General features: G+C 36.5%; 24 protein-coding genes and 3 tRNA genes. 7 read left to right on the plus strand and 20 right to left on the minus strand.

Annotated elements, in window-relative coordinates:
- Nucleotides 1-10 precede the first annotated feature (10 nt).
- From NTX65_01690 to NTX65_01705, 4 genes are read left to right on the plus strand one after another with little or no spacing between them, the layout of a single operon-like run.
- A complete protein-coding gene (locus NTX65_01690) occupies nt 11-1,666 on the plus strand; it encodes an acyl-CoA carboxylase subunit beta (GenBank protein MCX6168024.1) in 1,656 nt (551 codons plus the stop codon).
- 51 nt (nt 1,667-1,717) lie between these two features.
- Nucleotides 1,718-2,347, plus strand: a complete 630-nt coding sequence (locus NTX65_01695; protein MCX6168025.1) for a hypothetical protein — start codon at nt 1,718-1,720, stop codon at nt 2,345-2,347.
- The gene (locus tag NTX65_01700) at nt 2,344-3,696 is read left to right on the plus strand and encodes a sigma-54 dependent transcriptional regulator (protein ID MCX6168026.1); all 1,353 of its coding nucleotides are present in this window, start codon (nt 2,344-2,346) and stop codon (nt 3,694-3,696) included. The genes NTX65_01695 and NTX65_01700 overlap by 4 nt, the downstream gene beginning before the upstream one ends.
- Nucleotides 3,697-3,698: 2 nt before the next feature.
- Nucleotides 3,699-4,082: a histidine triad nucleotide-binding protein gene (locus NTX65_01705; protein MCX6168027.1), complete on the plus strand. Its 384-nt coding sequence runs from the start codon at nt 3,699-3,701 to the stop codon at nt 4,080-4,082.
- 72 nt (nt 4,083-4,154) lie between these two features.
- On the opposite strand, the gene purD is transcribed toward NTX65_01705, so the two are convergent.
- From purD to NTX65_01775, 14 genes are all read right to left on the minus strand, one after another.
- Complete coding sequence (gene purD, locus NTX65_01710; GenBank protein ID MCX6168028.1) at nt 4,155-5,429, minus strand: phosphoribosylamine--glycine ligase; 1,275 nt, start codon at nt 5,427-5,429, stop codon at nt 4,155-4,157.
- On the minus strand, nt 5,429-6,712 hold the full coding sequence (locus NTX65_01715) for a glycosyltransferase (protein ID MCX6168029.1): 1,284 nt from the start codon (nt 6,710-6,712) through the stop codon (nt 5,429-5,431). Before NTX65_01715 ends, purD begins: the two co-directional genes overlap by 1 nt.
- Nucleotides 6,713-6,793: 81 nt before the next feature.
- The gene (gene guaB / locus NTX65_01720) at nt 6,794-8,272 is read right to left on the minus strand and encodes an IMP dehydrogenase (protein ID MCX6168030.1); all 1,479 of its coding nucleotides are present in this window, start codon (nt 8,270-8,272) and stop codon (nt 6,794-6,796) included.
- Nucleotides 8,273-8,321: 49 nt separating this feature from the next.
- On the minus strand, nt 8,322-9,491 hold the full coding sequence (locus tag NTX65_01725) for an acyl-CoA dehydrogenase family protein (protein ID MCX6168031.1): 1,170 nt from the start codon (nt 9,489-9,491) through the stop codon (nt 8,322-8,324).
- A gap of 61 nt (nt 9,492-9,552) precedes the next feature.
- Entirely contained in the window at nt 9,553-10,179 is a 627-nt protein-coding gene (locus NTX65_01730) for a regulatory protein RecX (GenBank protein MCX6168032.1), read from the minus strand.
- 3 nt (nt 10,180-10,182) lie between these two features.
- Nucleotides 10,183-11,241 (minus strand): recombinase RecA, encoded by a 1,059-nt coding sequence (gene recA, locus NTX65_01735; GenBank protein MCX6168033.1) that lies wholly within the window; start codon nt 11,239-11,241, stop codon nt 10,183-10,185.
- Between the two features lie 10 nt (nt 11,242-11,251).
- The gene (thpR, locus tag NTX65_01740; GenBank protein ID MCX6168034.1) at nt 11,252-11,809 is read right to left on the minus strand and encodes an RNA 2',3'-cyclic phosphodiesterase; all 558 of its coding nucleotides are present in this window, start codon (nt 11,807-11,809) and stop codon (nt 11,252-11,254) included.
- Nucleotides 11,799-13,052, minus strand: a complete 1,254-nt coding sequence (locus NTX65_01745; GenBank protein ID MCX6168035.1) for a competence/damage-inducible protein A — start codon at nt 13,050-13,052, stop codon at nt 11,799-11,801. The genes thpR and NTX65_01745 overlap by 11 nt, the downstream gene beginning before the upstream one ends.
- Nucleotides 13,053-13,056: 4 nt before the next feature.
- Complete coding sequence (locus NTX65_01750; GenBank protein ID MCX6168036.1) at nt 13,057-13,521, minus strand: phosphatidylglycerophosphatase A; 465 nt, start codon at nt 13,519-13,521, stop codon at nt 13,057-13,059.
- The gene (gene pgsA / locus NTX65_01755; GenBank protein MCX6168037.1) at nt 13,511-14,107 is read right to left on the minus strand and encodes a CDP-diacylglycerol--glycerol-3-phosphate 3-phosphatidyltransferase; all 597 of its coding nucleotides are present in this window, start codon (nt 14,105-14,107) and stop codon (nt 13,511-13,513) included. Before pgsA ends, NTX65_01750 begins: the two co-directional genes overlap by 11 nt.
- Before the next feature lie 21 nt (nt 14,108-14,128).
- On the minus strand, nt 14,129-14,419 hold the full coding sequence (locus NTX65_01760; GenBank protein MCX6168038.1) for a DUF971 domain-containing protein: 291 nt from the start codon (nt 14,417-14,419) through the stop codon (nt 14,129-14,131).
- Nucleotides 14,420-14,421: 2 nt separating this feature from the next.
- Nucleotides 14,422-15,315, minus strand: coding sequence for a phosphoribosylaminoimidazolesuccinocarboxamide synthase (locus NTX65_01765; protein MCX6168039.1), 894 nt, complete (start codon nt 15,313-15,315; stop codon nt 14,422-14,424).
- Between the two features lie 168 nt (nt 15,316-15,483).
- Nucleotides 15,484-16,272 carry a SprT family zinc-dependent metalloprotease gene (locus NTX65_01770; protein ID MCX6168040.1) on the minus strand — a complete coding sequence of 263 codons (789 nt, stop codon included), beginning with the start codon at nt 16,270-16,272 and terminating at the stop codon, nt 15,484-15,486.
- Nucleotides 16,273-16,287: 15 nt separating this feature from the next.
- A tRNA-Phe gene (locus NTX65_01775) sits at nt 16,288-16,363 on the minus strand.
- 125 nt (nt 16,364-16,488) lie between these two features.
- Between NTX65_01775 and NTX65_01780 the strand changes: the two genes are divergently transcribed.
- Nucleotides 16,489-18,339, plus strand: coding sequence for an APC family permease (locus tag NTX65_01780; GenBank protein ID MCX6168041.1), 1,851 nt, complete (start codon nt 16,489-16,491; stop codon nt 18,337-18,339).
- 47 nt (nt 18,340-18,386) lie between these two features.
- On the opposite strand, the gene argF is transcribed toward NTX65_01780, so the two are convergent.
- From argF to glmS, 6 genes are all read right to left on the minus strand, one after another.
- Entirely contained in the window at nt 18,387-19,388 is a 1,002-nt protein-coding gene (gene argF / locus NTX65_01785) for an ornithine carbamoyltransferase (GenBank protein ID MCX6168042.1), read from the minus strand.
- Between the two features lie 25 nt (nt 19,389-19,413).
- Nucleotides 19,414-19,842, minus strand: coding sequence for an SxtJ family membrane protein (locus NTX65_01790; GenBank protein ID MCX6168043.1), 429 nt, complete (start codon nt 19,840-19,842; stop codon nt 19,414-19,416).
- Entirely contained in the window at nt 19,829-21,652 is a 1,824-nt protein-coding gene (locus NTX65_01795; protein MCX6168044.1) for a carbamoyltransferase, read from the minus strand. The genes NTX65_01790 and NTX65_01795 overlap by 14 nt, the downstream gene beginning before the upstream one ends.
- A gap of 67 nt (nt 21,653-21,719) precedes the next feature.
- Nucleotides 21,720-22,667, minus strand: coding sequence for a carbamate kinase (gene arcC / locus NTX65_01800; protein MCX6168045.1), 948 nt, complete (start codon nt 22,665-22,667; stop codon nt 21,720-21,722).
- Nucleotides 22,664-23,983, minus strand: a complete 1,320-nt coding sequence (locus NTX65_01805; protein MCX6168046.1) for a cyclic 2,3-diphosphoglycerate synthase — start codon at nt 23,981-23,983, stop codon at nt 22,664-22,666. The genes arcC and NTX65_01805 overlap by 4 nt, the downstream gene beginning before the upstream one ends.
- A gap of 19 nt (nt 23,984-24,002) precedes the next feature.
- Nucleotides 24,003-25,835: a glutamine--fructose-6-phosphate transaminase (isomerizing) gene (gene glmS, locus NTX65_01810; protein MCX6168047.1), complete on the minus strand. Its 1,833-nt coding sequence runs from the start codon at nt 25,833-25,835 to the stop codon at nt 24,003-24,005.
- Nucleotides 25,836-26,283: 448 nt separating this feature from the next.
- Between glmS and NTX65_01815 the strand changes: the two genes are divergently transcribed.
- Both NTX65_01815 and NTX65_01820 read left to right on the plus strand, forming a co-directional pair.
- A tRNA-Arg gene (locus NTX65_01815) sits at nt 26,284-26,357 on the plus strand.
- A 103-nt stretch (nt 26,358-26,460) separates the two neighbouring features.
- Nucleotides 26,461-26,534: transfer RNA gene (locus NTX65_01820), tRNA-Arg, on the plus strand.
- Nucleotides 26,535-26,635: the final 101 nt, after the last annotated feature.

Below are 26,635 nucleotides of genomic sequence, written 5' to 3' on the forward strand. Positions count from 1 at the left end.
CGAATTACTTATGGCACAAATCGGGACTCAATTAAATCAGAGCGAAACTTTTCTTCGAAGGGAAGATTTTCATAAAAATCTTATTAGAAAGATAAACGCGGTTAGAGATACTATAAAACTCGGCGGAGGAAAAGTTGCAATCGATAAGCAGCATGAAAAAGGGAAACTTACCGCACGTGAGCGTATTGAAAAATTAATAGATACCGGAACAACATTTTTTGAGCTGAATACTTTCGCGGCATTTGATATGTATAAGGAATACGGCGGCGCTCCAAGCAGCGGAACAATTTTCGGAATTGGAAAAATTCACGGAAAGAATTTTGTAATTGTAGCCAATGATGCAACTGTTAAAGCCGGTGCTTGGTTTCCAATTACAGCAAAGAAAAATTTACGTGCACAAGAAATCGCAATCGAAAACCGTTTGCCAATAATTTATCTCGTTGATAGTGCCGGAGTATTCCTCCCACTTCAAGAAGATATTTTTCCAGATAAGGAACATTTTGGAAGAATCTTCCGCAACAATGCGATCATGTCCTCAATGGGAATTCCGCAGATTGCCGCAATTATGGGTCCATGTGTTGCTGGAGGTGCCTATCTTCCAATTATGAGCGATGAGGCATTAATTGTAGAAGGTGAAGGATCTGTTTTTCTTGCCGGTTCTCATTTAGTTAAAGCCGCAATTGGTGAAGAAGTTGCAAACGAAATTCTCGGCGGCGCTCGTGTGCAATCCAATATTTCCGGTGTAACAGATTATATAATGAAAAATGATGATGAATGTCTGTCTCAGATCAGAAGCCTGGTAAGTAAATATGGAGATAATGATAAAGCCGGTTTTAATCGCACAGATTCAGTTCCTCCAAAATTTGAGACTAAAGATATCTATGGTGTAATTGCAGAGGATGGTTCCAAACCGTACGACACTTACGAATTGCTCGCGCGGATAGTTGATAACTCAGAAATTGACGAATATAAATCCGGTTTCGGAAAAAGTATAATTACAGCTTATGCCCGGATAGACGGATGGGCTGTTGGAATCGTTGCTAATCAACGTAGTGTCGTAAAAACAGAAAAAGGTGAAATGCAGATTGGCGGTGTGATCTATAGCGATAGTGCAGATAAAGCTACACGTTTTATTATGAACTGCAACCAGAAAAAAATTCCACTCGTTTTTCTGCAAGATGTAACCGGATTTATGGTTGGAAGCAAAGCTGAACATGGCGGAATAATTAAGGACGGCGCAAAAATGGTGAATGCCGTTGCTAATACTGTTGTTCCAAAAATCACAATAATTATTGGGAATAGTTTTGGAGCCGGTAATTATGCGATGTGCGGAAAAGCTTACGATCCCCGTTTTATTTTTGCATTCCCAAATGCAAAAATTGCGGTTATGGGAGGTGCACAAGCTAGTTCAGTTCTTCTTGATATACGCCTGAAGCAAATGGAAAATACCGGTAAAGAATTTACAAAAGCACAGAAAGAAAAATTGCTAAATGAAATTATGCAATCTTATGAAGAAACAAGCAATCCGCTTCATGCAGCAGCCCGTTTATGGGTTGATGAAATAATTGACCCTGCTCAAACACGCGAGTACATTTCATATTCTATAGAATGCGCTAATAATAATCCTAACATCCCCCGTTTTAATCCCGGCGTTATTCAAACATAAATTTTGGTGAGCAAATTCATTCAAAATAAATCTGTGATCTTGCTATTACTCATGGTCATGATCAGTTCACCAATAAAAGCGCAGTCTGAATATGATAAATCTTTCTACGGCGGGTTATTTTATTTAACAAGATATATTGCCTCAGACGAATTTAAGCAGTTCTCTAAATCTCACAATGATTTGGAATCTGTTGATTTTATTTATGAAAAAGCGCTGAAGTTTTTTGACGGAGACAAATCTGAAACTTTTTTTTGTCTTACTTTTGTTTTTATTCCTTATAACAAAATTGAAATGAAACTTCCGCTAATCGGCACACATATTAGAATTCCACTTCCCTCTCCGCCGCAAAAAGTATTTAATGAAAAATTGAAGAATACTCCCAAGAAATTATTTTATGATTCCCCTAATAATGATTTTGGTGATAAAGACAAACTGGCTCACTTTTTTGCTAATGCATTCCTCAAATACGATGTAACCATTTTTAATTTGTCTGAATTTCTAGGTATCTTTGTCGAGTATTTCGAACAAGGATTTTTTCTTCAGGGCGGTTATGACAGACGGGATTTAATTGCGAATCATCTTGGTGAACTATTTTCCTTAATGGTCCGGAACAATTCGGACGCAAAGCCGTCGGAAGCATTAAAGGTTTATCAACTACTTAATTTTAGAATCTACCCATGAAATCAATTTTAGTTATTGACGACGAAAGAGAAATTTGTGAAAGCATTAAGATGATTCTGGAGTATGAAGATTATCTTGTCGATTACACAACCGATTCTTATAAAGGATTACAGAAGATCGAATTCGGAAATTATGATACTCTTCTTCTGGATATTCAAATGCCTGGCAAAAACGGTTTTGAAGTTCTAAACTGGCTTCATGAAAAAGAGATTGAACTGAAAGTTATTATGATTTCGGCGCATGCAAGCGTTGAGAATGCTGTTAAGTCTACTAAACTAGGCGCATTCGACTTTCTCGAAAAACCAATTGATCGCGACAAACTATTAATAAGCGTACGGAATGCTGTCGATCAAACAAACCTTGTAAAAGAGAACAAGAAATTAAAAAGTGAACTCTCAGGTTCTGAGATAATAATAGGCAATAGTGAAGTGATACAAACCATTCACGAAACTATTTCAAGAGTTGCAAAGACAGATGCAAGAGTTCTAATCACCGGTGAAAATGGTACCGGAAAAGAATTAGTGGCACAAGAGATTCATCGTTTGAGCGTCCGGGCTAATAAAGATTTAATTGAGGTTAATTGTGCCGCAATACACCATGAATTAATTGAGTCAGAATTGTTCGGACATGAGAAAGGTTCTTTCACTGGCGCGATAAAACAACATACAGGAAAATTCGAACAAGCAAACGGAGGGAATCTTTTTCTTGATGAAATCGGAGATATGAGCCTCCAGGCACAGGCAAAAGTTTTGCGGGCTATTGAAGAAGGTAAAATTGAACGAGTTGGTGGAAATTCCAAAATTGAAGTCGATGTTAGAATTATTTCAGCGACAAATAAGGATTTACAGGAAGAAATTAAGAAAGGAAACTTTAGGGAAGATCTCTTTCATAGATTGAATGTAATTCCGATTCATGTTCCGCCTTTAAGAGAACGGAAAGATGATATTCCTCTATTGGTAGAGCACTTCTCTAAAATTATTTGTGAAAAAAATAAATTCTCACCTAAAAGGTATTCTGATGCCGCATTAAAAGCACTTCAAACTCTTCAGTGGAAAGGAAATGTTCGCGAACTGCGAAATGTTGTTGAACGCATTGTTATAATGGTTCCTAAATCTGAGATAAACGAGAAAGATGTATCAATCTTCACACAGAGTTCCAATTCAAACGTTGATGATCTTCTTAATATTTCGAACAGCTTCCAAGAATTCAAAGAAAAAGCGGAAAAAGCATTTATCATCAAACAACTTAATGCGAACGGTTGGAATATTAGTAAAACGGCCGATATACTTGGAATTCAACGAAGCCATCTTTATAATAAATTAAAGAAATACGAAATAGAAAAGGAATAGTTATGGGAGAAATCACCGCAAAACGGGATCCCGCAAATGGCGGGACAATTTTTTCCAAGATTATACGAAAAGAGATTCCTGCACAAATTGTTTTTGAAAATGATCAAGTGCTGGCATTTAATGATATCAATCCTAAGGCACCCGTTCATGTTCTTATAATTCCTAAGATAACGGAAATCGAGACCACCCGTGATATTGATCCGCAAAAGCATGCAGCCCTGCTCGGAGCATTATACGATGCAGCGAATAAAATTGCTAAAGAACTTGGAGTGAGTGAAACTGGATTCCGATTGGTTTTGAATTGCGGTCCGGATGCCGGGCAGGAAGTTTATCATCTTCACATGCATTTATTGGGCGGTCGAAAAATGAACTGGCCACCAGGATAAATTAATTGAGAATTTAGAATGGATAATTGCGAATAAGTCAACTTGGTTAGTAAGAATATTTCGATATAAAAATTACTTCAAAGCTTTGTCGGAAATATCTTTTCTGTAATGCATACCATCAAAATTTATTTTTGAAATAGCATCGTAAGATATTCTTTTAGCTTCAATTAGGTCGTTCTTCTTTGTAAAGGATGAAACACTCAATACTCTTCCACCGTTCGTAATGATTTTTGTATTTACTTCTTTTGTAGCAGCATGATATACTTTTGCATTTGGAAAATCATTTTCCAAACCGGTAATTATAAAACCCTTTTCGAATTTGTCGGGATAACCACCGGATGCGGCGACTACACAAACGGATGCTCCTCCATTATACCAAACTGATTCTTTGTTAATTTTGCCGGAAGCGGCAGAGTACAGAAGTTCAACAAAATTTCCGTCAAGTAATGGAAGGATTACTTGAGTTTCCGGATCCCCAAAACGGCAATTAAATTCTACTACTTTAGGTCCCGAGTCTGTCATCATTAATCCGCAGTAAAGGCATCCTATAAAGGGAATTCCCTTTTCGCGTAATGCTCTAAGCGTCGGTTCGATTATTTTATTTGCAACATAATCGAGGTCATTCTTAGTTACGAAAGGAGTTGGAGCATACGCACCCATTCCGCCAGTATTTTTTCCTCTATCGCCATCATAAACCCTTTTATGATCCTGCGCAGCCGGTAAAAGTATAAAATTATTTCCATCAGTGATAGCAAAGATCGAGGCTTCATGCCCGGTCATAAATTCTTCTATTACAATTTTATCACCGGCACTACCAAACGAGCAATTAATAAAACATTCTTTTAGTGCTTCTTTTGCATCTTCAAAAGTATCGGCAATCATAACACCTTTACCGGCGGCGATACCATCTGCTTTAATTACTGCCGGATAAGTGCTTTTATTTAAATAATTTATGGCAATGTCATAATTATCTTTATCGAATACTTCGAAAGACGCGGTTGGAATTTTTGCTTCCTTCATCAGATTTTTTGCGAATGATTTTTCCCCTTCAATCCGCGCAGCTTTCTTCGATGGTCCGAAAACTTTTATACCATCTTCTCGTAATTTATCAGCCAACCCATCAATTAAAGGTTTCTCCGGACCTATAATAACAAGATCAATTAAACACTCCAGACAAAACTTACTTATCATTTCATGATCATCTTGGTCAATCTGAATATTTTCTCCAACATGCTGCGTTCCCGGATTTCCATGGATGATAAAAAGTTTTTCAGTCGAATTACATTCAGCAATTTTTAACGCAAGGGCATGTTCCCTTCCACCGGAGCCAATTATCACAATTTTCATTATTCTGCCTTCAAATAAAATTGGAATGCTTTTGTCAACTGCTGGGTCAATGTTATTCGATCATGCTTAGAAACAAATTCCTCGTTTGGAACCGGTAATATTTTTTTCTGAAATAGATCATGTATTTTAATTATAGTTTCTTTTATTTCTTTAATATCATCTGGAGCCGTAATAAATGAAGCGCCGTATTCTTGCATGGCAGACTTAGCAGTTCCTTCAACCACGCATCCAAGAATCGGTTTACGAGAACCAAAATATTCATAAAGTTTGCTAGTAGAGATAGTATCTGCGTTGTGAATTTTTCCAATCATCATCCACAATATATCGCTTGTTTTTAATTTCTTAACCGTTTCATTATGTTCTAAATATCCATGATCTCTAACAAATTCATTTATACCAAGTTCTTTAATTAGTTTTTTGTTTTCATTGCGAAGATGTCCTATAAATTCCAATTCAATATTAGCTGCAATATCGGGTCTTTCTACAGAGAGTTCTTTAAATGCCTTCAAAAAATATTCAGGGGTTATATTTTCATAAAATATACCTGCATAAGTCAATTTCATTTTATGGGTGGAAGCAATTTTTTCTTTCGAAGGTTCAAAATCCGCCGGGTCAAATCCATGAGGAATTAACATCACATCGTTAAAAGAAAGAAATGGATACGTTAATAAAATTTTTTCTTTGATCTTACGATTTATAGCAACAACTTTATCCGCAGTTCGTAATGCGTTGTACTCCATCTTCTTGTGTTTGTAACGGTGATAGGGCGAAGGATAAAAAGAGAAATGATTTCCGAACCACAAATCGCGGTAGTCTACAAATAGAGGGATCCCAAATTCCTTTTTCAGTTTAGAAGCTGTTACAAATCCCGAATAAGGTGGAACTGAAACAAATATAATATCAAATTTTTCTTTCTGTAAAAGTTCTCTGGCTACTTTATAAGCTTTCTTTGACCAAGAATTTTTATTATCCGGGATAAAGAACGCTTTACTAATCCTCGAAAGAATTTTACGTATAAATTCTTTAGGCATACTCACAGTATTATATTGTTTGCCAAGAATTGTATTAATATCAAAAGCTTCCGTTCGAATGATTTTAACGCCGGCTTCCTCAGCTTCTTTAAGCAAAGAAAAATCGTGTGCAAAATAGGCAACATTACCTGTAGTTATAACAGTCGGTTCCCAATTGTAACGGCTCATGTACTTTGTAAATTTCAGAGTCCGCTGAACCCCGCTTAAACCGAGTGGAGGATAATAATAAGCAATAACGAGTACTTTGAACATAGAGTATAATTTATTTATGAGTAATTATTCTTTTAGACCGCTCAATTTTTAATCTCTTATAATCAATTTAAAGACGTTGAATTAAATTTTCTTAGTCATCTGATAGTTCGGAGCTTCCTCGGTTATTAAAACATCATGCGGATGGCTTTCGCGCAATCCGGCATTTGATATTTTGACAAATTTGGATTTTGTTTTAAGATCCTTAATTGTTTTTGCGCCGCAATAACCCATTGCTGCGCGTAATCCACCAATGAATTGATAAATTGTATCGGACAAAGATCCTTTAAATGGAACGCGTCCTTCTATGCCTTCCGGTACTAACTTCTTTATATCAGCTTCTATATCTTGGAAATATCGGTCACTGCTTCCTTGTTTCATTGCGCCAAGTGAACCCATTCCCCTGTAAACTTTAAAACTTCTTCCTTCAAATAAAACTTTTTCACCAGGAGTTTCATCAACACCTGCAAGCATACCGCCCATCATAACTGTATCGGCTCCGGCAGCAATTGCCTTTGCTACATCTCCGGTTTGTTTTACTCCGCCGTCGGAAATCACTGGAATATTTTTCCCCTTTAATGCGTTAGCTACTTCGATAACTGCACTGATTTGTGGAACACCTACGCCTGCAATGATACGAGTAGTACAAATGGAACCGGCGCCGATTCCAACTTTAACTGCATTGACACCGCAAGCAACAAGTTCAAGAGCCGCTTCTTTAGTTACTATATTACCTGCTATTAACTGTGTATGTTTGAATTTTCTTCTAATCTCTTTAATCATTTTCAGTACACCTTCTGAATGACCATGCGCAGTATCCAGAACAATAACATCTACATTTGCAGCTACCAATGCTTCGACTCTTTTCAATGTATCGGAAGTAACACCGACACCGGCGCCAACTCTTAATCTTCCAAGTCCATCTTTACAAGCATGGGGGAAAGTTTTTTTCTTCATAATATCTTTATAAGTAATCAATCCTTTAATAATTCCTTTTTTATCTACGACGGGCAGTTTTTCAATTCTATATTGATGTAGAATTTTTTCGGCTTCATGAAGTGTTGTTCCAAGAGGTGCGGTAATTAAATTTTCTTTTGTCATCAATTGACTTACAAGTTTACTTCCGGTTCTTTCAAATCTTAGATCTCGGTTTGTAAGAATCCCAACTAATTTACCTTTTTCATCAATTACTGGAATTCCCGATATATGATACTTTGACATCAGTTCTTCCGCATCTTTTATTGTTCTATCTGGAGTAAGAGTAATTGGGTTAACAATCATTCCGCTTTCGGAGCGTTTTACTTTATCCACTTCATCGGCTTGTTTATCTATTGACATATTTTTATGAATAATTCCAATTCCGCCTTGAGCCGCCATAGCAATCGCCATTTGCGATTCTGTAACCGTATCCATAGCCGCAGAGATAAACGGAATGTTCAATTTAATATCTCTAGTTAAAAATGAAGTTATATCTGTCTGACGTGGAAGAACAGATGAACGTGCCGGAACAAGAAGAATATCATCAAAAGTTAATCCTTCTAAATAAATTTTATTTTGAGCCATTTTAACCTCTCTTTATATACAAAAAAGACCACAAAAAGTGGTCTCACTTTTAATCAAACGCTGCAAACCCCGTTATATCTTCACCGATTATCAACGTATGCATTTCATGAGTTCCCTCATATGTTTTAACGGATTCTAAATTTTGTGAATGCCTCATGATCGGATATTCATCTAAAATTCCGTTAGCGCCGTGAATCTCACGCGCAATACGAGCGATCTCTAAAGCTTTCTCGCAATTATTTCGTTTGGCCATGGATACTTGTGTATGCTTAACTTGACCTTTATCTTTCAATTGACCTAATCGCAAATTTAGAAGTTGCGCTTTTGTTATTTCCGTAAGCATATAGACTAATTTTTCTTGCGTCATCTGATACGCTGCAATTGGTTTGCTGAATTGAATGCGCGACTTTGCGTAATTTAACGCCGAGTCGTAACATGCCATCATTGAACCGACGACTCCCCATGCAATTCCATACCGGGCTTGATTTAAACACATCAATGGTGATTTCAATCCTTTACTGCCAGGTAAAATATTTTTCTCCGGAATAAAAACATCTTGAAATATTAGTTCTGAAGTTATAGAAGCTTTTAGAGAATGCTTTCCTTTCATTTCAGGTGCAGTAAAACCTATCGTTCCCTTCTCTATCAGAAATCCCCTCACTTCTCCATCTAACTTTCCCCAAACAACAGCAACATCTGCAATAGTTCCGTTTGTAATCCACATTTTAGCGCCGTTAATTTTGTAACCGCCGTCAACTTTCTCAGCACGTGTAATCATTCCACCGGGATTCGATCCAAAATCCGGCTCTGTTAATCCAAAACAGCCGATCTTTTCTCCGCTTGCAAGCTGCGGCAGCCAGAAATCTTTTTGTTCTTCACTTCCGAATGTAAAGATAGGATACATCACTAATGATGTTTGAACTGAAACAAAACTCCGAATGCCGCTATCGCCTCTTTCTAATTCCTGCATAACCAAGCCGTAAGAAACATTATTCATCTCAGCACAACCATACTTTTGCGGAAGAGTAATACCGAAAAGTCCAAGTTTGCCAAGTTCCTTAACTAGATGAAATGGAAATTTTGCTTCGCTGTAATGTTTTTCGATTATTGGAATGACCCGGTCATCAACAAAATCACGTACGGAGTTGCGTACCATTATTTCATCTTCTTCTAGAAGTGTTTCTACATCGAAATAATCAACTCCGGTAAACTTATTCATTAATTTCTTTTAAATTTGTATTCAAAAATAGTAAATGCTGAACAGAAAACAATATAGGCAACTATTCGTTCTCAAGATTTAAGTCATTCAAGACTTTCATGATTAGTTCAGATTCAAAGCCACGTGAATTGAGAAACAAAAAGATTTTTGATTTCAATTTTGCTTTGTCTAAATCTTTCCTTTGAAGAAACAGGCATTTCCTTTTGGCTAATTCAAATGCTTGTTCGTAACTCAAATCAGAATCAACATTCAGCAGGATTTTATCAATTATCTTTCGGTCAATTCCCTTCTTGAAGAGTTCGGCTTTTAATTTATTAATGCCGATTTTCTTTTTAACCGACCGTTCCTCTAAATAGGCAACAGCAAATTGTTCATCATCCAGTAATTTTTTTTCAGTCAGATCTGTTAATACTTTTTCAATAATAGCTTTCTGATATTTTTTTTTAACGAGTTTATTTCTTAATTCCAAAGTAGAATGATGTCTTCTTCCAAGAAGTCGAAATGCTGTGTCTTTTATTTTCAAAAAGCTGCTTTCGGAAATTAACTGCTCAAAAAACTTTTCGTCTATCGTATCATTTTTCCGGAGTCCATTATCAAGCACAGTCCGGTAATCGATTGTTACCGGCTCACTATCATCAAAAATAATTACGACATTATTTCCCTTCCTCTGAAGGGCAGTTATTATCATCTATTACTTTTTCTTTGATTTAGTTTCCGTTTCTTCTTTCTCTTTTACCGGTTTGGAATGTTCTTCCTTGATCATTCCAAGAGCAGTTTTTACATCTTTCTCTAATGAGCTAAATAGCTCGGGATCTTCCAGCATCTTAGCTTTTAATTGATCGCGTCCTTGATATCGATTTTCTTTATATGTAAACCATGAACCGCTTTTGTTAAGAAGATTCTTCTCACTTGCCAGATCAATAATTTCTCCTGCCTTGCTGATTCCTTCATTGTATAGAATATCAAATTCAACTTCTTTGAACGGCGGGGCAACTTTACTTTTTACAATCTTAACTTTTGTTCTATTACCAAAAACATTTTGTCCGTCTTTCAAAGCACCGACTCTTCTAATATCTAATCGCACAGATGCATAAAATTTCAGTGCGTTTCCTCCGGTGGTTGTTTCCGGGTTTCCGAACATAACGCCAATTTTGCTTCTCAATTGATTTGTAAAGATAACGCAAGTTTTGGATTTACTAATTGCGCCGGTCAATTTACGAAGAGCTTGAGACATCAACCTTGCCTGCAATGCCATTTGTGGATCACCCATATCGCCTTCAATCTCGGAGCGGGGTACAAGGGCTGCAACAGAATCAATAACAATTATATCCAGGGCATTGCTTCGAACAAGTGTATCAACAATTTCAAGAGCTTGTTCGCCAAAATCCGGTTGTGACAAAAGAAGATTTTTCGTATCAACGTTCAATCGTTTAGCGTAATTAAGATCCATTGCATGCTCGGCATCAATGAAAGCGGCAAGCCCGCCAGCTTTCTGAGCTTCGGCAATGATGTGAAGACACAACGTAGTTTTACCGGATGATTCAGGCCCATATATCTCAACTATTCTTCCGCGCGGAACTCCGCCAATGCCTAATGCATAATCCAATGTTAGCGATCCGGTGGAAATTGATTCAACAGCATTTATTACGCCGTCTCCCAATTTCATGATTGTACCTTTGCCGTAAGTTTTATCTATTGATGCAATGGTATCTTCTAAAATCTTTAGTCTGGCATCTTTATCTGTAGCCATGTTTCCTCCGTTAGTTTTTCAAATAAAATTTTTTTAGTGATCTATAAACCGATCCGCTCGGTAATAATTTACTTTCGAAAAGGGTTATTTTGTTTGCCTTAAATTCAATTACAGGAAGTTTTACGTGTGTCAAAGATACTATTTTTTCGGAATCTTCGTATCCGCGAAATCTTAATAATGTTATATGAGACTTAAAATTCTTTCTTTCCTTTTCAATTCCAAAATCAGCAAATGAAGTGTCTATCTCATCAACTAATTCCAAAAGCCGCTTATTTTCAGTCAATCCAGCCCAGAGAATTTTATACTCATCTCTTCTTTTGAAAACTCCAAACTCACTAAAACTCAAATTCAAGCTTTCGTAAGCATCAATGATCTTTTGCATGCATTTGGAATATTGACCAACCATTTCTGAATCAATATCGCCAAGAAACTTTAATGTGAGATGTAATTTTTCTTTTTCTTCCCATCTGATGTTTTCAATTTTGCCGAGTTTCTCATTTCTTATTTTAAGAATTTCCAAAAGCGGATCATCCGGAATCTCAAGAGCAATGAATGATCTAATCTTCATATGAAATTCCGAGAAGATTTTTTCTCAGCATTTCAAGGGCTGCTTGGGAAGTCCGGTCTTTATTCAATAACCTGTCATCACCAAAATGATATTCGTAGGCGGTGCAAATACTGGTATCGCAAATACCAATATAAACCAATCCAACTGGTTTGGTCTCTGTTCCTCCCGTAGGTCCCATAATACCAGTCACGGAGAGACCGATATCCGAACCGCTAATTGCTTTTACACCTTCCGCAAGTTGACGGGCAACTTCCATACTTACAGCGCCATATTTTTGAAGTGTGTCTTCATCTACGTGAAGCAATTCAACTTTAGCTGCATTACTGTATGCAACAATTCCACGCTCAAGAAATTGGCTGCTTCCGCTGATATTAGTGAGGCGATTATTGATCAAACCTCCGGTGCAAGATTCAGCGACTGCTAATTTAAGTCCCCGGTCAATCAATAATTTTGCGATCACACTCTCAAGCGTGTCATCATTCTTACCATAAATATATCTTCCAACCTTAGCGCGAATCTTCTGTTCAATCTCATCCAATTTATTATTTGCGTCTTCTTCGCTTGAAGATTCTGCGGTAATGCGCATCTTAACACCGTATTGACTCGGTAGAAAAGCCATCTTCGAGCCTGCTAGAAGTTCATTTAGATCCCCAAGCCGATCAAAAAGATTGGATTCCGGAATTCCGGTAGAAAGTAAATTGGTTGTAGCTGTATAACTTTTTCTTTCCAACATTGAACTAAGTTTTGGAAGCACAAAAGTTTCCATCATATTTTTCATTTCGTACGGTACACCCGGCATGCAAACAAATATTTTTCCTTTTTGCTCAATCCAATATCCCGGTGCAGTTCCCCTTCTGTTACGTATCGGTATAGCAATTTTAGGTACAAGCGCCTGCCCGCGATTTGTATCCGTTAATTTTCTTGCTCTTGCTTCAAAAAACTTTTTTATGTCGGAAAGTACGTCTTCATTCTCAATCAGTTCTGTTCCGAAGAAATTTACAACACATTTTCTTGTAACGTCATCATGTGTTGGTCCCAATCCGCCGGTGACTATTACAACATCATTTGGTCCCAGAGTCCTTTTGAATTCATTTATAATTATCTCTTCGTCATCTGGAACGACGCTTGATGCACTCACATTAATTTGTGAATTAGTTAATTTTTCGCCAATGAATGCCGCATTGGTATTAAGTGTTTGCCCTATCAATATTTCATCACCAATAGTGATAATGTGTGCTTTCATTTTTTTATTTAACCAAAATGTTGAAAAAGTAAATTATTAATTGAACAGAGATAAAAGAATAAATTGCTGCCATAATGTCATCGAGTATAATTCCCCATCCCCCTTTTATGTTTTCCAATCTACGGGCCGGGAATGGTTTTACAATATCCATCGCCCGCCAGATTAAAAATGCAAGAAGAATCCACCAAATTTTTTTAGGGAGGAAAAGGAGAGTAATCCACATTCCAACGACTTCATCTATAGTGCATTCTTTCGGATCTTTGCCATATAACACTTCAAATTTATCGGCAATCGGAACTCCTATAAGAATGAATAGCGAGATCATAAAAATCATCAACGAAGGATTTTCAAATCCCGGAATTAGATAAATCATCAGAGCAGCAAGACTCCCCCAAGTGCCGGATGCAAACCGGATATAACCGGTATAGAATCCTGAACCGAGAAGTTTTTCTAAAAAATTAATTTTCACCTTTAATCAGCTTTTTAATTAAAAAACGATTACTGAATATATAAGTAATGCCAGTTATAACTGTAAATAATGTTATTAATAACATTGTAATATAAATCCCAACTGGATTTAGCAGGAAATCAAATAGATCCTTATAAGAAGATTGTAGCGTTTCAAAAGTCTTAAGTGTGTAGATTAAAAGTAAAAAATAGAGGAAAAACATCTGCAAAAATGTTTTGAGCTGCGCAGTGCGGGTTGTTGTAAAAGAGACTTTTCTGTAATCGGCGTAGATTCGGATCAGTGTAATAAGAAAATCCCGGATTATTATAAGCAGAACCATCCAAAGTGGAAGTACGCCGACAATTACGAAAGCTAAAAAAGCTGTTGATGTTAAAATTTTATCGGCAAGCGGGTCCATAAACTTTCCCCACTCTGTTATATAATTGAATTTACGCGCAAGCCAACCGTCGTACCAATCTGTAATTGCAGCAATAAGAAAAACCACGTAGGATATTTGTATTGTCAGCGGATCGCCAATTAGAAAAAGGACAAGGAATACCGGCGTTAGAATTATTCTCAATATTGTCAATTGATTTGGGAGAACCATAATGTGAGTTTATAATTTCCTTTATAAGTCGGATATTTTTTTCAAGTAATTGAAATCGTAAATGCCTGTGTTATGATTATCTGCCCACCTAACTCCAACAGCATAATTGCCCACAATGTTAATACTTTTTAGAGTAATTTGTTCATCGGAATAAACTTTTATATAATCATGATGATGAGATTCATCTTGCGATGTACAAATAGCACACGGACAAAATCTTCTTAAATTAGTAAGTGATATTGTCGTCTCTGAGCTATCATCCCATTTTATTTGCAAATATTTTTCTTTAACCTTTACTTCGAGTGGAATCATCCTTAAATAACTTCCCCGGTAATTTTGAGCAATGCTTCTTGGTATTTTTTGCTTGTATTTATTATTACTTCTTGAGGCAAAGTAGGTGCGGGTGGTTTTTTATTAAAATTAACTGAGAGCAGATAATCGCGCACATATTGTTTATCAAAACTGTTTTGGGTCTTTCCTTTTTGATATTCACTCAGTGGCCAAAATCTTGACGAATCCGGTGTCAGTAATTCATCAATCAGAATAATTTTCCCGTCGTAATAACCAAACTCCATTTTTGTGTCGGCAACTATAATTCCTTTTTTCAGCGCATACTCAGATGCTTCGGAATATATTTTTATTGTTGTGTCTTTGATAAATTCAAACGCATCTTTGCCAATTATTTTAGTTGCTTCTTCGGCAGAAATGTTTTCATCATGAAGACCGATTTCAGCTTTAGTCGATGGTGTGAAGATTGGTTCCGAAAGTTTTTCTGATTCGACCAATCCTTTCGGCAAATCAATTCCACATATTTTTCCGGTCTTTTGATAATCGATTAAACCGGAACCAGTAATATATCCTCTTACAATACATTCAATAGGAATTAATTCTGCTTTCTTGACCAGCATTGAACGATTGCGCAACACGTTTTTATAGGGTTGACATACAGCCGGATATTCATCAGCATTCATAGAGATAAGATGATTCGGAATTATCTCTTTTGTGTAGTCAAACCAAAACTTGGATATACGGTTAAGTATCTCGCCTTTTGAAGGTATTCCTTCGTTCATTATTACGTCGAACGCTGAAAGCCGATCGGTCGAAACAATTAAATAATATTCTCCAACATCATAAACGTCACGAACTTTACCGCGCTTAAATAGTTTTAGATCGGTAAAATCAGTTGTTGTGATTGTGTTAAATGACATATTTTCCTTTCATTTTTTACTGCAGAAATATAAAGAGTGGCGGTGCAGGATTCAACTAAATAGCTATTAGCTTTTAGCAATTGGGGTTCAGCTATCGAATTAAAAAACCTTATTGAGTTAGCATACTTTGCATGTTATTATCATTCAGATTTTGATTCAGTTGATGTTTTAGTAAAGACTAATTCTAAACTTTCTTAATTCTTTATCTATTTGTTTGGCGTTGCCGGTTAAGGTATCTAGAAATTGCCAATATTTTTTACTATGATTTTTGATCTTTGTATGAGCCAATTCATGAAGCAAAACATAATCAATTAAATGATCGGGCAAACGCATAAGATGAATGCTAAGATTAATATTATTTTTTCCGGAACAGCTTCCCCATCGGCTTTTAATATTTTTTATAAATATTTCATTGAACGGAAGATTGCATTTGTCCGATAGATCATTTAACCGTTTCGGCAAATACTCTTTGGCTTCTTCCCTGTATGCAGTTTCAATTCCTTTTCTGACAGCCTTCTGCACTAAAGATGATTTGGCATCCATCTTTTCCGGGTAATGAACCTTTATTAATCCGTTTCTAACTTTAATAGATAATTTATTTTTCTCTGATGATTTTATTTCCAGCTGGTGATTACGTGTCCGGAAATTAGAATTCTCATCATAAATGGAAAATGTTTTTTCGTATCCTCTAATTTTAGAAACATGTTCTTTAATCCATTTTATTTTTTGATGCGCTAATTTCTCTCCGTCATAAAATGAAAGCATTTCTGGGATCGATATTGTAACTCCACCAAACGGTTTTACCGATATATTCATATAACGTGCCCGTGAACTCTTCTTTATACGGATCTCTATCTCTTCGATTACAATAGTTTTAGTTGTCATTAATATTCGTTTTGTTGGAATTTCCATTACAAATGTATATAAATCTTTAAAATGAGAAAGGGATGTTTTCACATCCCTTTCAAGTTCTGGTGGGCAGAGACGGAATCGAACCGCCGACACAAGGATTTTCAGTCCTTTGCTCTACCGACTGAGCTATCTGCCCATCAAAAACGCGGCGTAAAAATAAATATTTTCGACTTAAAACCAAAAACTAAATTGATCTTTCTAAATTATTATTGAGTTCAAGTAAGAATTTATTAAGTTAAGCCCGTTAAATTTTGATTAATGATGGAAACACTCTTATTTATTGCCGCCAACCTAGCGTTGGTAATCGCGTTTGTGTACCTTACACGTAAAAAGGAATTTCTTTCATTCCTATATAACGGCAAATGGATGCTCACCTGGCTTGCCGTTGGCATTATTACTTTGATGGATGAACTTACCTCAATTTATTATGCACCTTTTGAAGCATTCCGGTTTATTGGCATTAAAGCAATCTTTTATATCGCACTTACCTCTGTTTTGATTCGATTTCTTTCTACCCGAATGGTTGAGATTGGAGAAATCCTTGAGAAAAATAATGTGAGAGGCGGTGGTGTTTACTCGTTCTCATACTTAGTTCTTGGTCCAACTTTTTCTTTTGTAGCTATTTCGTCAATACTCGTTGATTATATATTGACCGCTACCATATCTACAGTTAGTGCTGTTGAGAATGGAACTTATTTTTTAGGAATGGGACCGGAGATAAGATTTTTTCTAAAATTTGGAGTAATTGGTTTAATCACCGGATTGAATATTATTGGTATAAAAGAAAATGCAAAATTTACTTTTATCATATTTGTATTCGCAGCATTTGTTCTTGTTAATCTACTTGTCGGCGGTGTTTCACATTTAGATTCAACTTCCGTTGCAATAATCGGAGACAGTTTTCATTCATTCGTCGGAGATTTCAAAGGTCAAAATCCATTTATCGCCTATGAAAATTTAATTATCGGTATCGGAAGTTGTATTCTTGCGTATTCCGGGATAGAATCTGTTTTGCAAACTGCTTCACTTGTAAAGGATTGGAAACAGATTCGTAAAGCATATTTATTTTTAGCTGTTACTGTTGGAATTGTTACACCGCTTATTGCTCTATTCGCTCTGTCATCCGGAATTAATCTTAGCCAACACGAAACAGATTTGATTCCGACATTTGCATCAAAAGTAAACGGCAATTTTTTCGGAATTATAGTTGGAGTCCTTGCAAGCGTAACATTAATTATGGCTGTAAACACTGCAATGGTAGCTTCAGCAGAACTGATTGAAAAGGTAGCCGAAAAATATCACTTCAACTGGCTCATTCATTCAAATAAAAATCAAGCTTTATACAGAATTCATATTATTAATGCAGTTTTTTACAGCATTATTTTGATTATCACGAGCGGCAGTCAAGCTGTGCTTGCAGAAATGTACGCCGTTGGACTTGTAGCTAGTTTTGCAATCAACACCGGTTCTCTTTTAAAATACCGTTATTCTAAAGGAACCAAAGAGATTACATATCACACATCCAAAGTTGGTACACTTATTTTATTTTTCATTTTAGTCAGCACATTAATTTATATAATGATTGCACGTCCATACGGAACTACACTTTGGTTTATTATTACAATGGTTGTATTATTCCTCGGAATCAGAATCTCCCGGTACCGCGCACCGGATATTCCTGTACGGCGTAAGACAAGAAATGTTATGGATCTCATTTTCAAAATTGCGGAAATTGATAATAAAGAGATCAACATTTTCTTCAGAAGACCATTGGAAGAAGAAACTGCGACCGCAGCGAGTAATTCTATCTTTATAAGTTTTTATGCCCCGCGGCTTGATACTCCAACACCTTTCCGCGAAAATCACTTTTGGATTGCGATTGAAAGAAAGTTAAACTTGTTCGATATGATCACTGCAGTCCTAAAAACCATTGAATATGAAATTCCTTCATCGGAAAAGGAAATCCATTTACATTTTGGCTGGCCGCTTTCTTCTTGGTTTGATCGTTTATCAACCGGAATAATGATACACAACATTATAAAGCTTCCGAGAATCTTCCCGAATTATCATTTTCATATGGATCATGAGATTAAAAAAGAAGAGCACCAGTAAGCGCTCTTTTTTAGACAAATTTTTCCATCTCTTTGAGAAAATAAATTTTAATCTCCTAATGTTGCAACCATTATTGCTTTTATGGTATGCAGCCTATTCTCTGCCTCATCAAATACTATAGAATGTTTTGATTCAAAGACTTCATCTGTAACTTCCATTGATTCAAGACCAAACTTTTGAAAAATTTGTTCACCTACTGTCGTTTCTCTATTATGAAACGCAGGTAAACAATGTAAAAATTTAACATCCGGATTTCCCGTATTCTTTATCATTTCCATATTAACTTGATAAGGCTTCATAACGCTAATCCTTTGATCCCATACAGCTTCAGGTTCACCCATCGAAACCCAAACATCTGTGTATAAGAAGTCGGCCCCTTTTACACCTTTCACAGAATCATCTGTAAACTCAATTATAGCACCGGTTTCTTTTGCAATCTCTTTACATTTTTTTACAAGATCTTCATTTGGCCATAAATTTTTAGGTGCAACTGCCTTAAACTTCATTCCCATTTTAGCAGAACCAACCATTAAAGAATTGCCCATATTATTCCTAGCATCGCCCAGATAAACTAATGATACTTCATTTAATGGTTTGTCTGTGTGTTCCATGATCGTGAGGAAATCTGCAAGAACCTGAGTAGGATGAAATTCATTTGTAAGACCATTCCAAACCGGTACGCCTGCATAAGCGCCAAGTTCTTCCACTATCGCTTGACCATATCCTCGATACTCGATTCCATCGTACATTCTGCCAAGCACACGGGCTGTGTCTTTCATAGATTCCTTTTTACCCATCTGAGAGCCGGATGGACCAATGAACGTAACTCCAGCGCCTTGATCAAGAGCAGCGACCTCAAAAGCACATCTTGTACGTGTCGAATCCTTTGCAAAAAGAAGAACAACATTTTTGCCTTTCAGTCTCTGAGTTTCTGTTCCTGCATATTTAGCAGTTTTCAATTCTTTTGAAAGGTCCAATAAATATTTGATCTCTTTTGGAGTGAAATCAAGAAGTTTTAAAAAATTTCTGTTCCTAAGATTAAATGCCACTTTTTATTTCTCCTAATTATATTTATTAATACATTTTTTCGTAATCAATTTTTCTTTTCTCTTTTGTAAGCCAATATGATTTTTTCCCATCCTGAAATTTCAGATCAAGAAATTGTTTCCCGAATATTTTCGCAAGTACTCCAATTGGCGTTAAGACAAAGATAAATAATATAACTAAAATGAACCTAGAGATTCCCCACCCAATAGCAAACGCAAGACCCATCCATACTTTGTAAAAATTACTTAATCGTTTTGGATAAAATATTCCACCGACGAATAATATAAAACCGATCAAAATGAAAATTACTCTAGCATTAGACCATATCGATTTTAGAAAAAGCAATATTCCGAATACTAGAAAAATACCTCCGACTGTAATACCGAATTTTCTCAATGCTTTAACGGAGAGATCAAGCGATTTGATCTCTAAAGTTACATCTTTAATCCAGTTCATATTTCTGCTTCCAATCTAAGTCATCATTAAAATGAGGTTGCTCTTTCTTATAAAGAATAAAATTTCCAATTGCTAGAACATCCATTTCAGTCCGCATAAAACATTTATATGCATCGAGTGGTGATTCAACAATTGGTTCACCCCTCACATTAAATGAAGTATTAACTATTACTGCGCAACCAGTCTTCTCATAAAATCTTTCTATTAATCTGTGATAAAGCGGATTATCCTCTTTATGAACCGTTTGAATTCTTGCAGAATAGTCAACGTGTGTCACTGCTGGGATTTCTGACCGAACAATATTTAGTTTATCAATACCCCAAAGATTTATTTCATTTTCAGTCATCTTGAACTGCTTCTCTTTTTTTACATCAGCGACTAGCAACATATAAGGACTTTCCCTATCTAATTCGAACCAATCAGAAACTTTTTCGGCAAGAACAGTTGGTGCAAAAGGACGAAAACTTTCTCTGAATTTAATTTTCAAATTCATCTTTTTTTGCATTTCAGGTGATCTTGCATCTCCAATAATTGTACGGGCACCAAGAGCACGCGGTCCAAATTCCATTCTTCCTTGAAACCATCCAATAACTTTTTCTTCCGCTATCAAATCACTAATTTTTTCAATAATTTCTTCCGTTGAAAGTTTATGAGCCGGCAATTTGTATTTAGCTAAGTATTTCTCAATCTCTTCATCACAGTAGTAAGGACCAAAATATGAACCTTTCTGTAAATCCCTTCCACTCTTTTCTACAATTTTATTTTTAAAGTGATGGTAATATGCAATGTATGCAGCTCCGAGCGCTCCGCCTGCATCGCCGGCCGCAGGCTGAATCCAGATATCTTCAAAAATATTTTCACGTAACAATTTCCCATTGGCCACACAATTCAAGGCAACTCCGCCGGCTAAACAAAGATACTTTTCATCAGTCACTTTTTTTATATGCCGCGCCATACGAATCATGATCTCTTCCGTTACTACTTGAACTGAACGAGCCAGATCCATCTCGCGTTGCGTCAATTTTGATTCAGCTTGACGTGGCGGTCCATCAAATAATTTCGCGAATTTTTCGTTTGTCATCGAGAGGCCGGTATTGTAATTGAAATATTCCATATTCATTTTAAATGAACCGTCTTCACGAAGATCAATCAGATGATCATAGATTTTTTGAACATACTTCGGTTCACCGTAAGGCGCGAGCCCCATAACTTTATATTCACCAGAATTAACTTTGAACCCAGTGAAATATGTGAAAGCTGAATAAAGTAATCCGATCGAATGCGGATAGTGCAACTCAGATATGATTTCAAGATGGTTCGCATTCCCGGTTCCAAAGGATGATGTAGCCCATTCTCCAACTCCGTCAATTGTTAAAAATGCGGCTTTGTTGAAAGGAGACGGGAAAAACGCAGAGGCAGCGTGAGACTCGTGGTGCTCAGGGAATAATATTTTTCCCTTGTACTTAAGTTCGCTTGAAATTAAATCTTGCATCCAAAGTTTATCTTTTAGCCATAATGGCATTGCCATTAAAAAAGATTTTAATCCCTCACCTGGATAACTAAGATATGTTTCAAGAATTCTGTTAAATTTAACAATTGGTTTATCATAGAATGCTGTCGCATTTAATTGCTCTACGGTTATGCCAGCGTATTTCAGACAAAAATTAACAGCATTTTTAGGAAAGTTGTGATCATGTTTAATTCGTGTAAAACGTTCTTCTTGGGCTGCAGCTATAATTTCTCCATTGCGCAGAAGCACAGCAGCTGAATCATGATAATAAGCAGATATCCCGAGGATGTAATTATTCATTTTAATTCTCTGAGAAAAATGAAGCACTATTAGAATTAGTCCTTCTGTTCTCTCAGTTTTAAATTATTCAATCAAATGTAATTCTCGTTCCGCAATTTTCTTTTTCAATATCTTCTTCTGATGTTATGATTGCTTCATTTCCGCCATTTTCAACAAATTCAACAGCTGCCAAAATTTTGGGTCCCATGCTTCCTGCAGGAAATTCTCCGGCATCCAAATATTTTCGAGCTTCCGCTGCTGTTAAATGATCGAGCGCTTTCTGATTCGGTTTATTGAAATTTATGAAAACTTTTGAAACGTCTGTGATAATGTAGAACCGGTCTGCCTTTATCTCCCTAGCCAAAACTGCGGAAGCTAAATCTTTATCCACAACAGCCTCAATAGCTTCAAGGTACTTTGTATCCTCATGCCAATAGACAGGAATACCGCCGCCGCCAACTGCAATAACAATATGCCCATGTTTAACCAAATCTTTTATTACTTTCTTATTCATAATGTCAAGAGGTTTAGGAGAAGCTACAACTTTTCTCCATCCTCTCTTGCGAGGATCTTCTTTGAATACCCAATTGTTCGCTCTGGCAAGGAGATCTGCTTCTTCTTTTAAGTAGTAAGGTCCGATTGGTTTTGTAGGATTTTGAAAAGCCGGATCGTTAATATCCACTAAAGTCTCGGTTATAATTGCAACTACATTTCTGCGCAAGTTTGTCTTACTGATTGCATTGCGCATTTGCCGGTCAATCATGTAACCGATTCCACCCTGGGAATCGGCTACACAAATATCTAACGGCATTTTTGGAATTTTATATTGGGCATATCCGGCTTCGTTACGAAGCAGGATATTACCAACTTGTGGTCCGTTACCGTGTGTTATAACAAGATTAAAATCATTTCGTAACAAACTGATCAACTTATTGCAAGTATCGAGTGTATTTTTTTCCTGCTCCTCAATTGTACCAACTTCATTTGCGCGTAAGAGTGCGTTGCCACCAAATGCAACAACTGCAATCTTTTTCATAGAAGTCCTTTTGCTTTGAGAACAGATTCACATGTATTCTTACCGGTCTCTTGCAATTCATACATAACACGTGTTGATGGTTTGTTGATTTTCAAAATTCTTCCAAGATCAATTGGAGTTCCGATAACAACTGAATCACAGTTTGTTCTGTTAATTGTTTCTTCGAGATCTTTAATTTGATCATCACCGTAACCCATTGCCGGAAGAAGAACACCAATGTTGGGATATTTTTTAAATGTGTCGGAAATCGAATTTACGGTGAATGGTCTTGGATCAACAATCTCTTTAGCTTTTAGCCTTTCTGCAGCAACGGTACCTGCGCCGTATTTCATTTCGCCATGTGTTAAAGTTGGACCATCTTCCACAACTAATACACGTTTACCTGTAATTAGTTCAGGATGATCAACTGTAAGTGGTGAATCAGCATCAATTACAATTGCTTTTGGATTGACTGCTTGAATATTTTTTCTTACGGTCTCAATCCCTTCTTTAGTAGCGGAATCCATTTTATTTATAATGACCGCGTCTGCCATTCGCAACGAAGTATTACCGGGATAGTAATTCATTTCATGTCCGGGTCGATGCGGATCAACAACAGTGAAAGTCACATCTGCGTTATAGAAGGACATATCATTATTACCGCCATCCCATAAAATAACATCCGCTTCCTTTTCGGCTTCACGTAGGATTGCTTCGTAATCCACACCAGCATAAATAACTCCGCCGCGAGCTATATGGGGTTCATATTCTTCAATCTCTTCAATAGTGCATTCATGTTTCTTTAAATCTTCAATTGTAGCAAAGCGCTGGACTTTTTGTTTGACTAAATCACCGTATGGCATAGGATGTCGAATTGCTACAACTTTTTTACCAGCATCTTGAAGAAGTTTAACAATTCTTCTTGATGTTTGAGATTTTCCACAACCGGTTCTTACAGCAAGAACTGCAACGACTGGTTTGGTGCTTTTAATCATAGTTTCAGATGCACCCATTAAACGGAATGAAGCACCGGCTGCATTAACTACCGATGCTTTCGACATAACATAATTGAAAGTTATATCTGAGTATGCAAATACAACTTCATCCACTTTTAATTTATGGATTAGATTTACAAGTTCTGATTCTTCATAAATCTTAATTCCCTCCGGATATAATTTCCCGGCAAGTTCTGCGGGATAACTTCTACCGAAGATGTTTGGAATTTGAGTAGCAGTAAAGGCAACAACATTGTAATTCTCATTATCTCTAAAGAATACGTTGAAGTTATGAAAATCCCGTCCTGCTGCACCCATGATAAGGACGTTTCTACGTGACATATTATACCTCTTTTATGGTTTATTCAACTGTGACACTTTTTGCCAAATTACGCGGCTGATCTACATTTAATCCTTTCTTAACTGCTATATGATAAGCGATCAATTGTAACGGAATTACTGTTAAAATTGGTGTTAGCATGTTATGTGTCTTAGGAACTTTTATAACATGATCAACCATACTTTCTATTTGATCATCCCCTTCATTTACAATTGCAAGGATTCTTCCCTTCCTAGCTCTTACTTCTTGAATATTACTTACAACTTTATCGTAAACAGAATCTTTTGTTGCAATGAAAACAACGGGCATATCATCATCAATCAATGCAATAGGACCGTGTTTCATTTCAGCTGCCGGGTAACCTTCGGCATGTATATAAGAAATTTCTTTCAGCTTCAAGGCACCTTCAAGCGCCACCGGAAAGTTATAACCTCTTCCCAGATATAAGAAGTTTTTGCAATTCGCATAATTCTCTGCTATTTCTTTTATATACTCATTCTGTTTAAGAATTATTTCAATCTTTTCTGTTAACTTTTTCATGTGTGTTATAATATCTTGTCCCTCAGGAAGACTTAGATTTCTTCTCCGGGCAAGTAGCAATGTAATTAATGCTAGTACAGAAATTTGAGAAGTAAATGCTTTTGTGGATGCAACTCCAATCTCGGGACCGGCATGAATATAAACTCCGGCGTGGCTTTCACGAGCTATTGAACTTCCAACGACATTACATATACCGATGCAAAGTGCGCCTTTCTTTTTGGCTTCTTTCATTGCCGCTAATGTATCTGCTGTCTCGCCGCTTTGAGAAATAAAAATTACAGTGTCGTCTCTTGTAATGATCGGATGGCGGTAACGGAACTCGGAAGCATACTCAACCTCCACGGGTATTCCAGCATACTGTTCCAACATATACTCGCCAACTAACCCGGCATGCCAAGAGGTTCCGCATGCAGTAATAATTATTCTTTTTGAATTTATCATTCGTTCTTCGAAACCTTGAAGACCGCCAAGTTTAGAGATTCCCTCGTCGTAAACTAACCTTCCTCTTAAAGAATTATAGATTGAGTCGGGCTGATCCATAATTTCTTTCAACATAAAGTGAGGATATCCGGCTTTGGTAATTTCATCAATTCCCATCTCGACTTGAAAGATTTCTTTAATGATGGTTTCATCGGAAATTGTTTTCGTGTTAAAATGATCTTTATAAACTTCTGCGATCTCTCCGTCTTCTAAATAAACGACTTGTTTCGTATGAGCAATTAGAGCATTAACATCTGAAGCCACAAAATTCTCATTATTACCTATTCCAAGAACAAGAGGAGAACCTTTACGTGCGGCAATAATTTTATCTTTTTCGCCTTTATAAATGACGCAAATGCCGTACGTGCCTTCTACTTCATTAAGAGCATATCGTACAGCTTGAAAAAGCGAGTGCTTAAGTTTTAAATAGTGGTCTATCAAATGTGCCAACACCTCAGTGTCAGTTTCACTTATAAATTCATAACCTTCTTTTGCCAATCCTTTTTTCAAAGAGAGGTAATTTTCGATGATGCCGTTATGAATTAGGAAGAGTGTTTTTTCTTTGTTGAGATGCGGATGTGCATTTAAAGTACTCGGCTCGCCGTGCGTTGCCCAGCGCGTATGTCCTATACCTAAATTTGACTCAAGATGTTCTTTATAGACGAGTTTCTCTAATTCAGAAACTTTCCCTTTTGTTTTTAACACTTTGCACTCTTTACCGTTAATAATTCCTATACCGGCAGAGTCGTAGCCGCGGTATTCCAATCTTTTTAATCCTTCGATTAAGATAGGAACACAATTTTTATCCCCAATATATCCGACGATACCACACATAGATTACTCCGGTTAATTACTAACTAATTTTAGGAAAAAAAAAATAAGGAAGATTAGTGATCTGGACAAGGACGCAATAAAAGCCCATTAAGCTTTCGATAGCAGAAATTTTCGTAAGAGGTTAGATAATTTATTTTCATATTTGCGAATTCACTTCTTTATGAAATTTTGCTTCAGCAATTTGAGAAAAATAAAAGGCATTTTCAAGGCAGCATTTCGACCTAAAGTTAGTGAGGTTAAAATTGAAAGTTACAAGAGTGAGTAGTATATTTGCAGCGCGATTGTTGAAATACAGAGTTTTGTTTGAATAATCGTTTTATTTATTGAATTAGATACACCCGTAGCTCAAACCTCCTTCGGCGGACAAGTTAGATAGAGCATCTGAGGGAGTTTATCCCGCCACTGCGGGAGATCAGAATGCGATAGTTCTTATTTTTTATAAATACATGCACCTGTAGCTCAATTGGATAGAGCATCTGACTACGGATCAGAAGGTTTGGGGTTCGAATCCCTACAGGTGTACAACTGAATTGCGAATGTAGAATTTAGAGTTGTTTATAGACAATTTGAATTCTACATTTTTAGTTATTTCGCAATTCTAAATTTTCAATTCGACATAAAAAATGCGCCCGTAGCTCAACTGGATAGAGCATCAGACTTCGGATCTGAGGGTTGAGGGTTCGAATCCTTCCGGGCGTACAAATTAATTGCAAATGTAGAATTGAGAATTTACAATTAAACCGGCTTAGATTGGAATCAATATATATTTATTCATCAATTTTCAATTTTGGTTATAAAAA

This window comes from Ignavibacteriales bacterium, from assembly GCA_026390795.1.
Taxonomy (GTDB): Bacteria; Bacteroidota; Ignavibacteria; order Ignavibacteriales; family Melioribacteraceae; genus Fen-1258.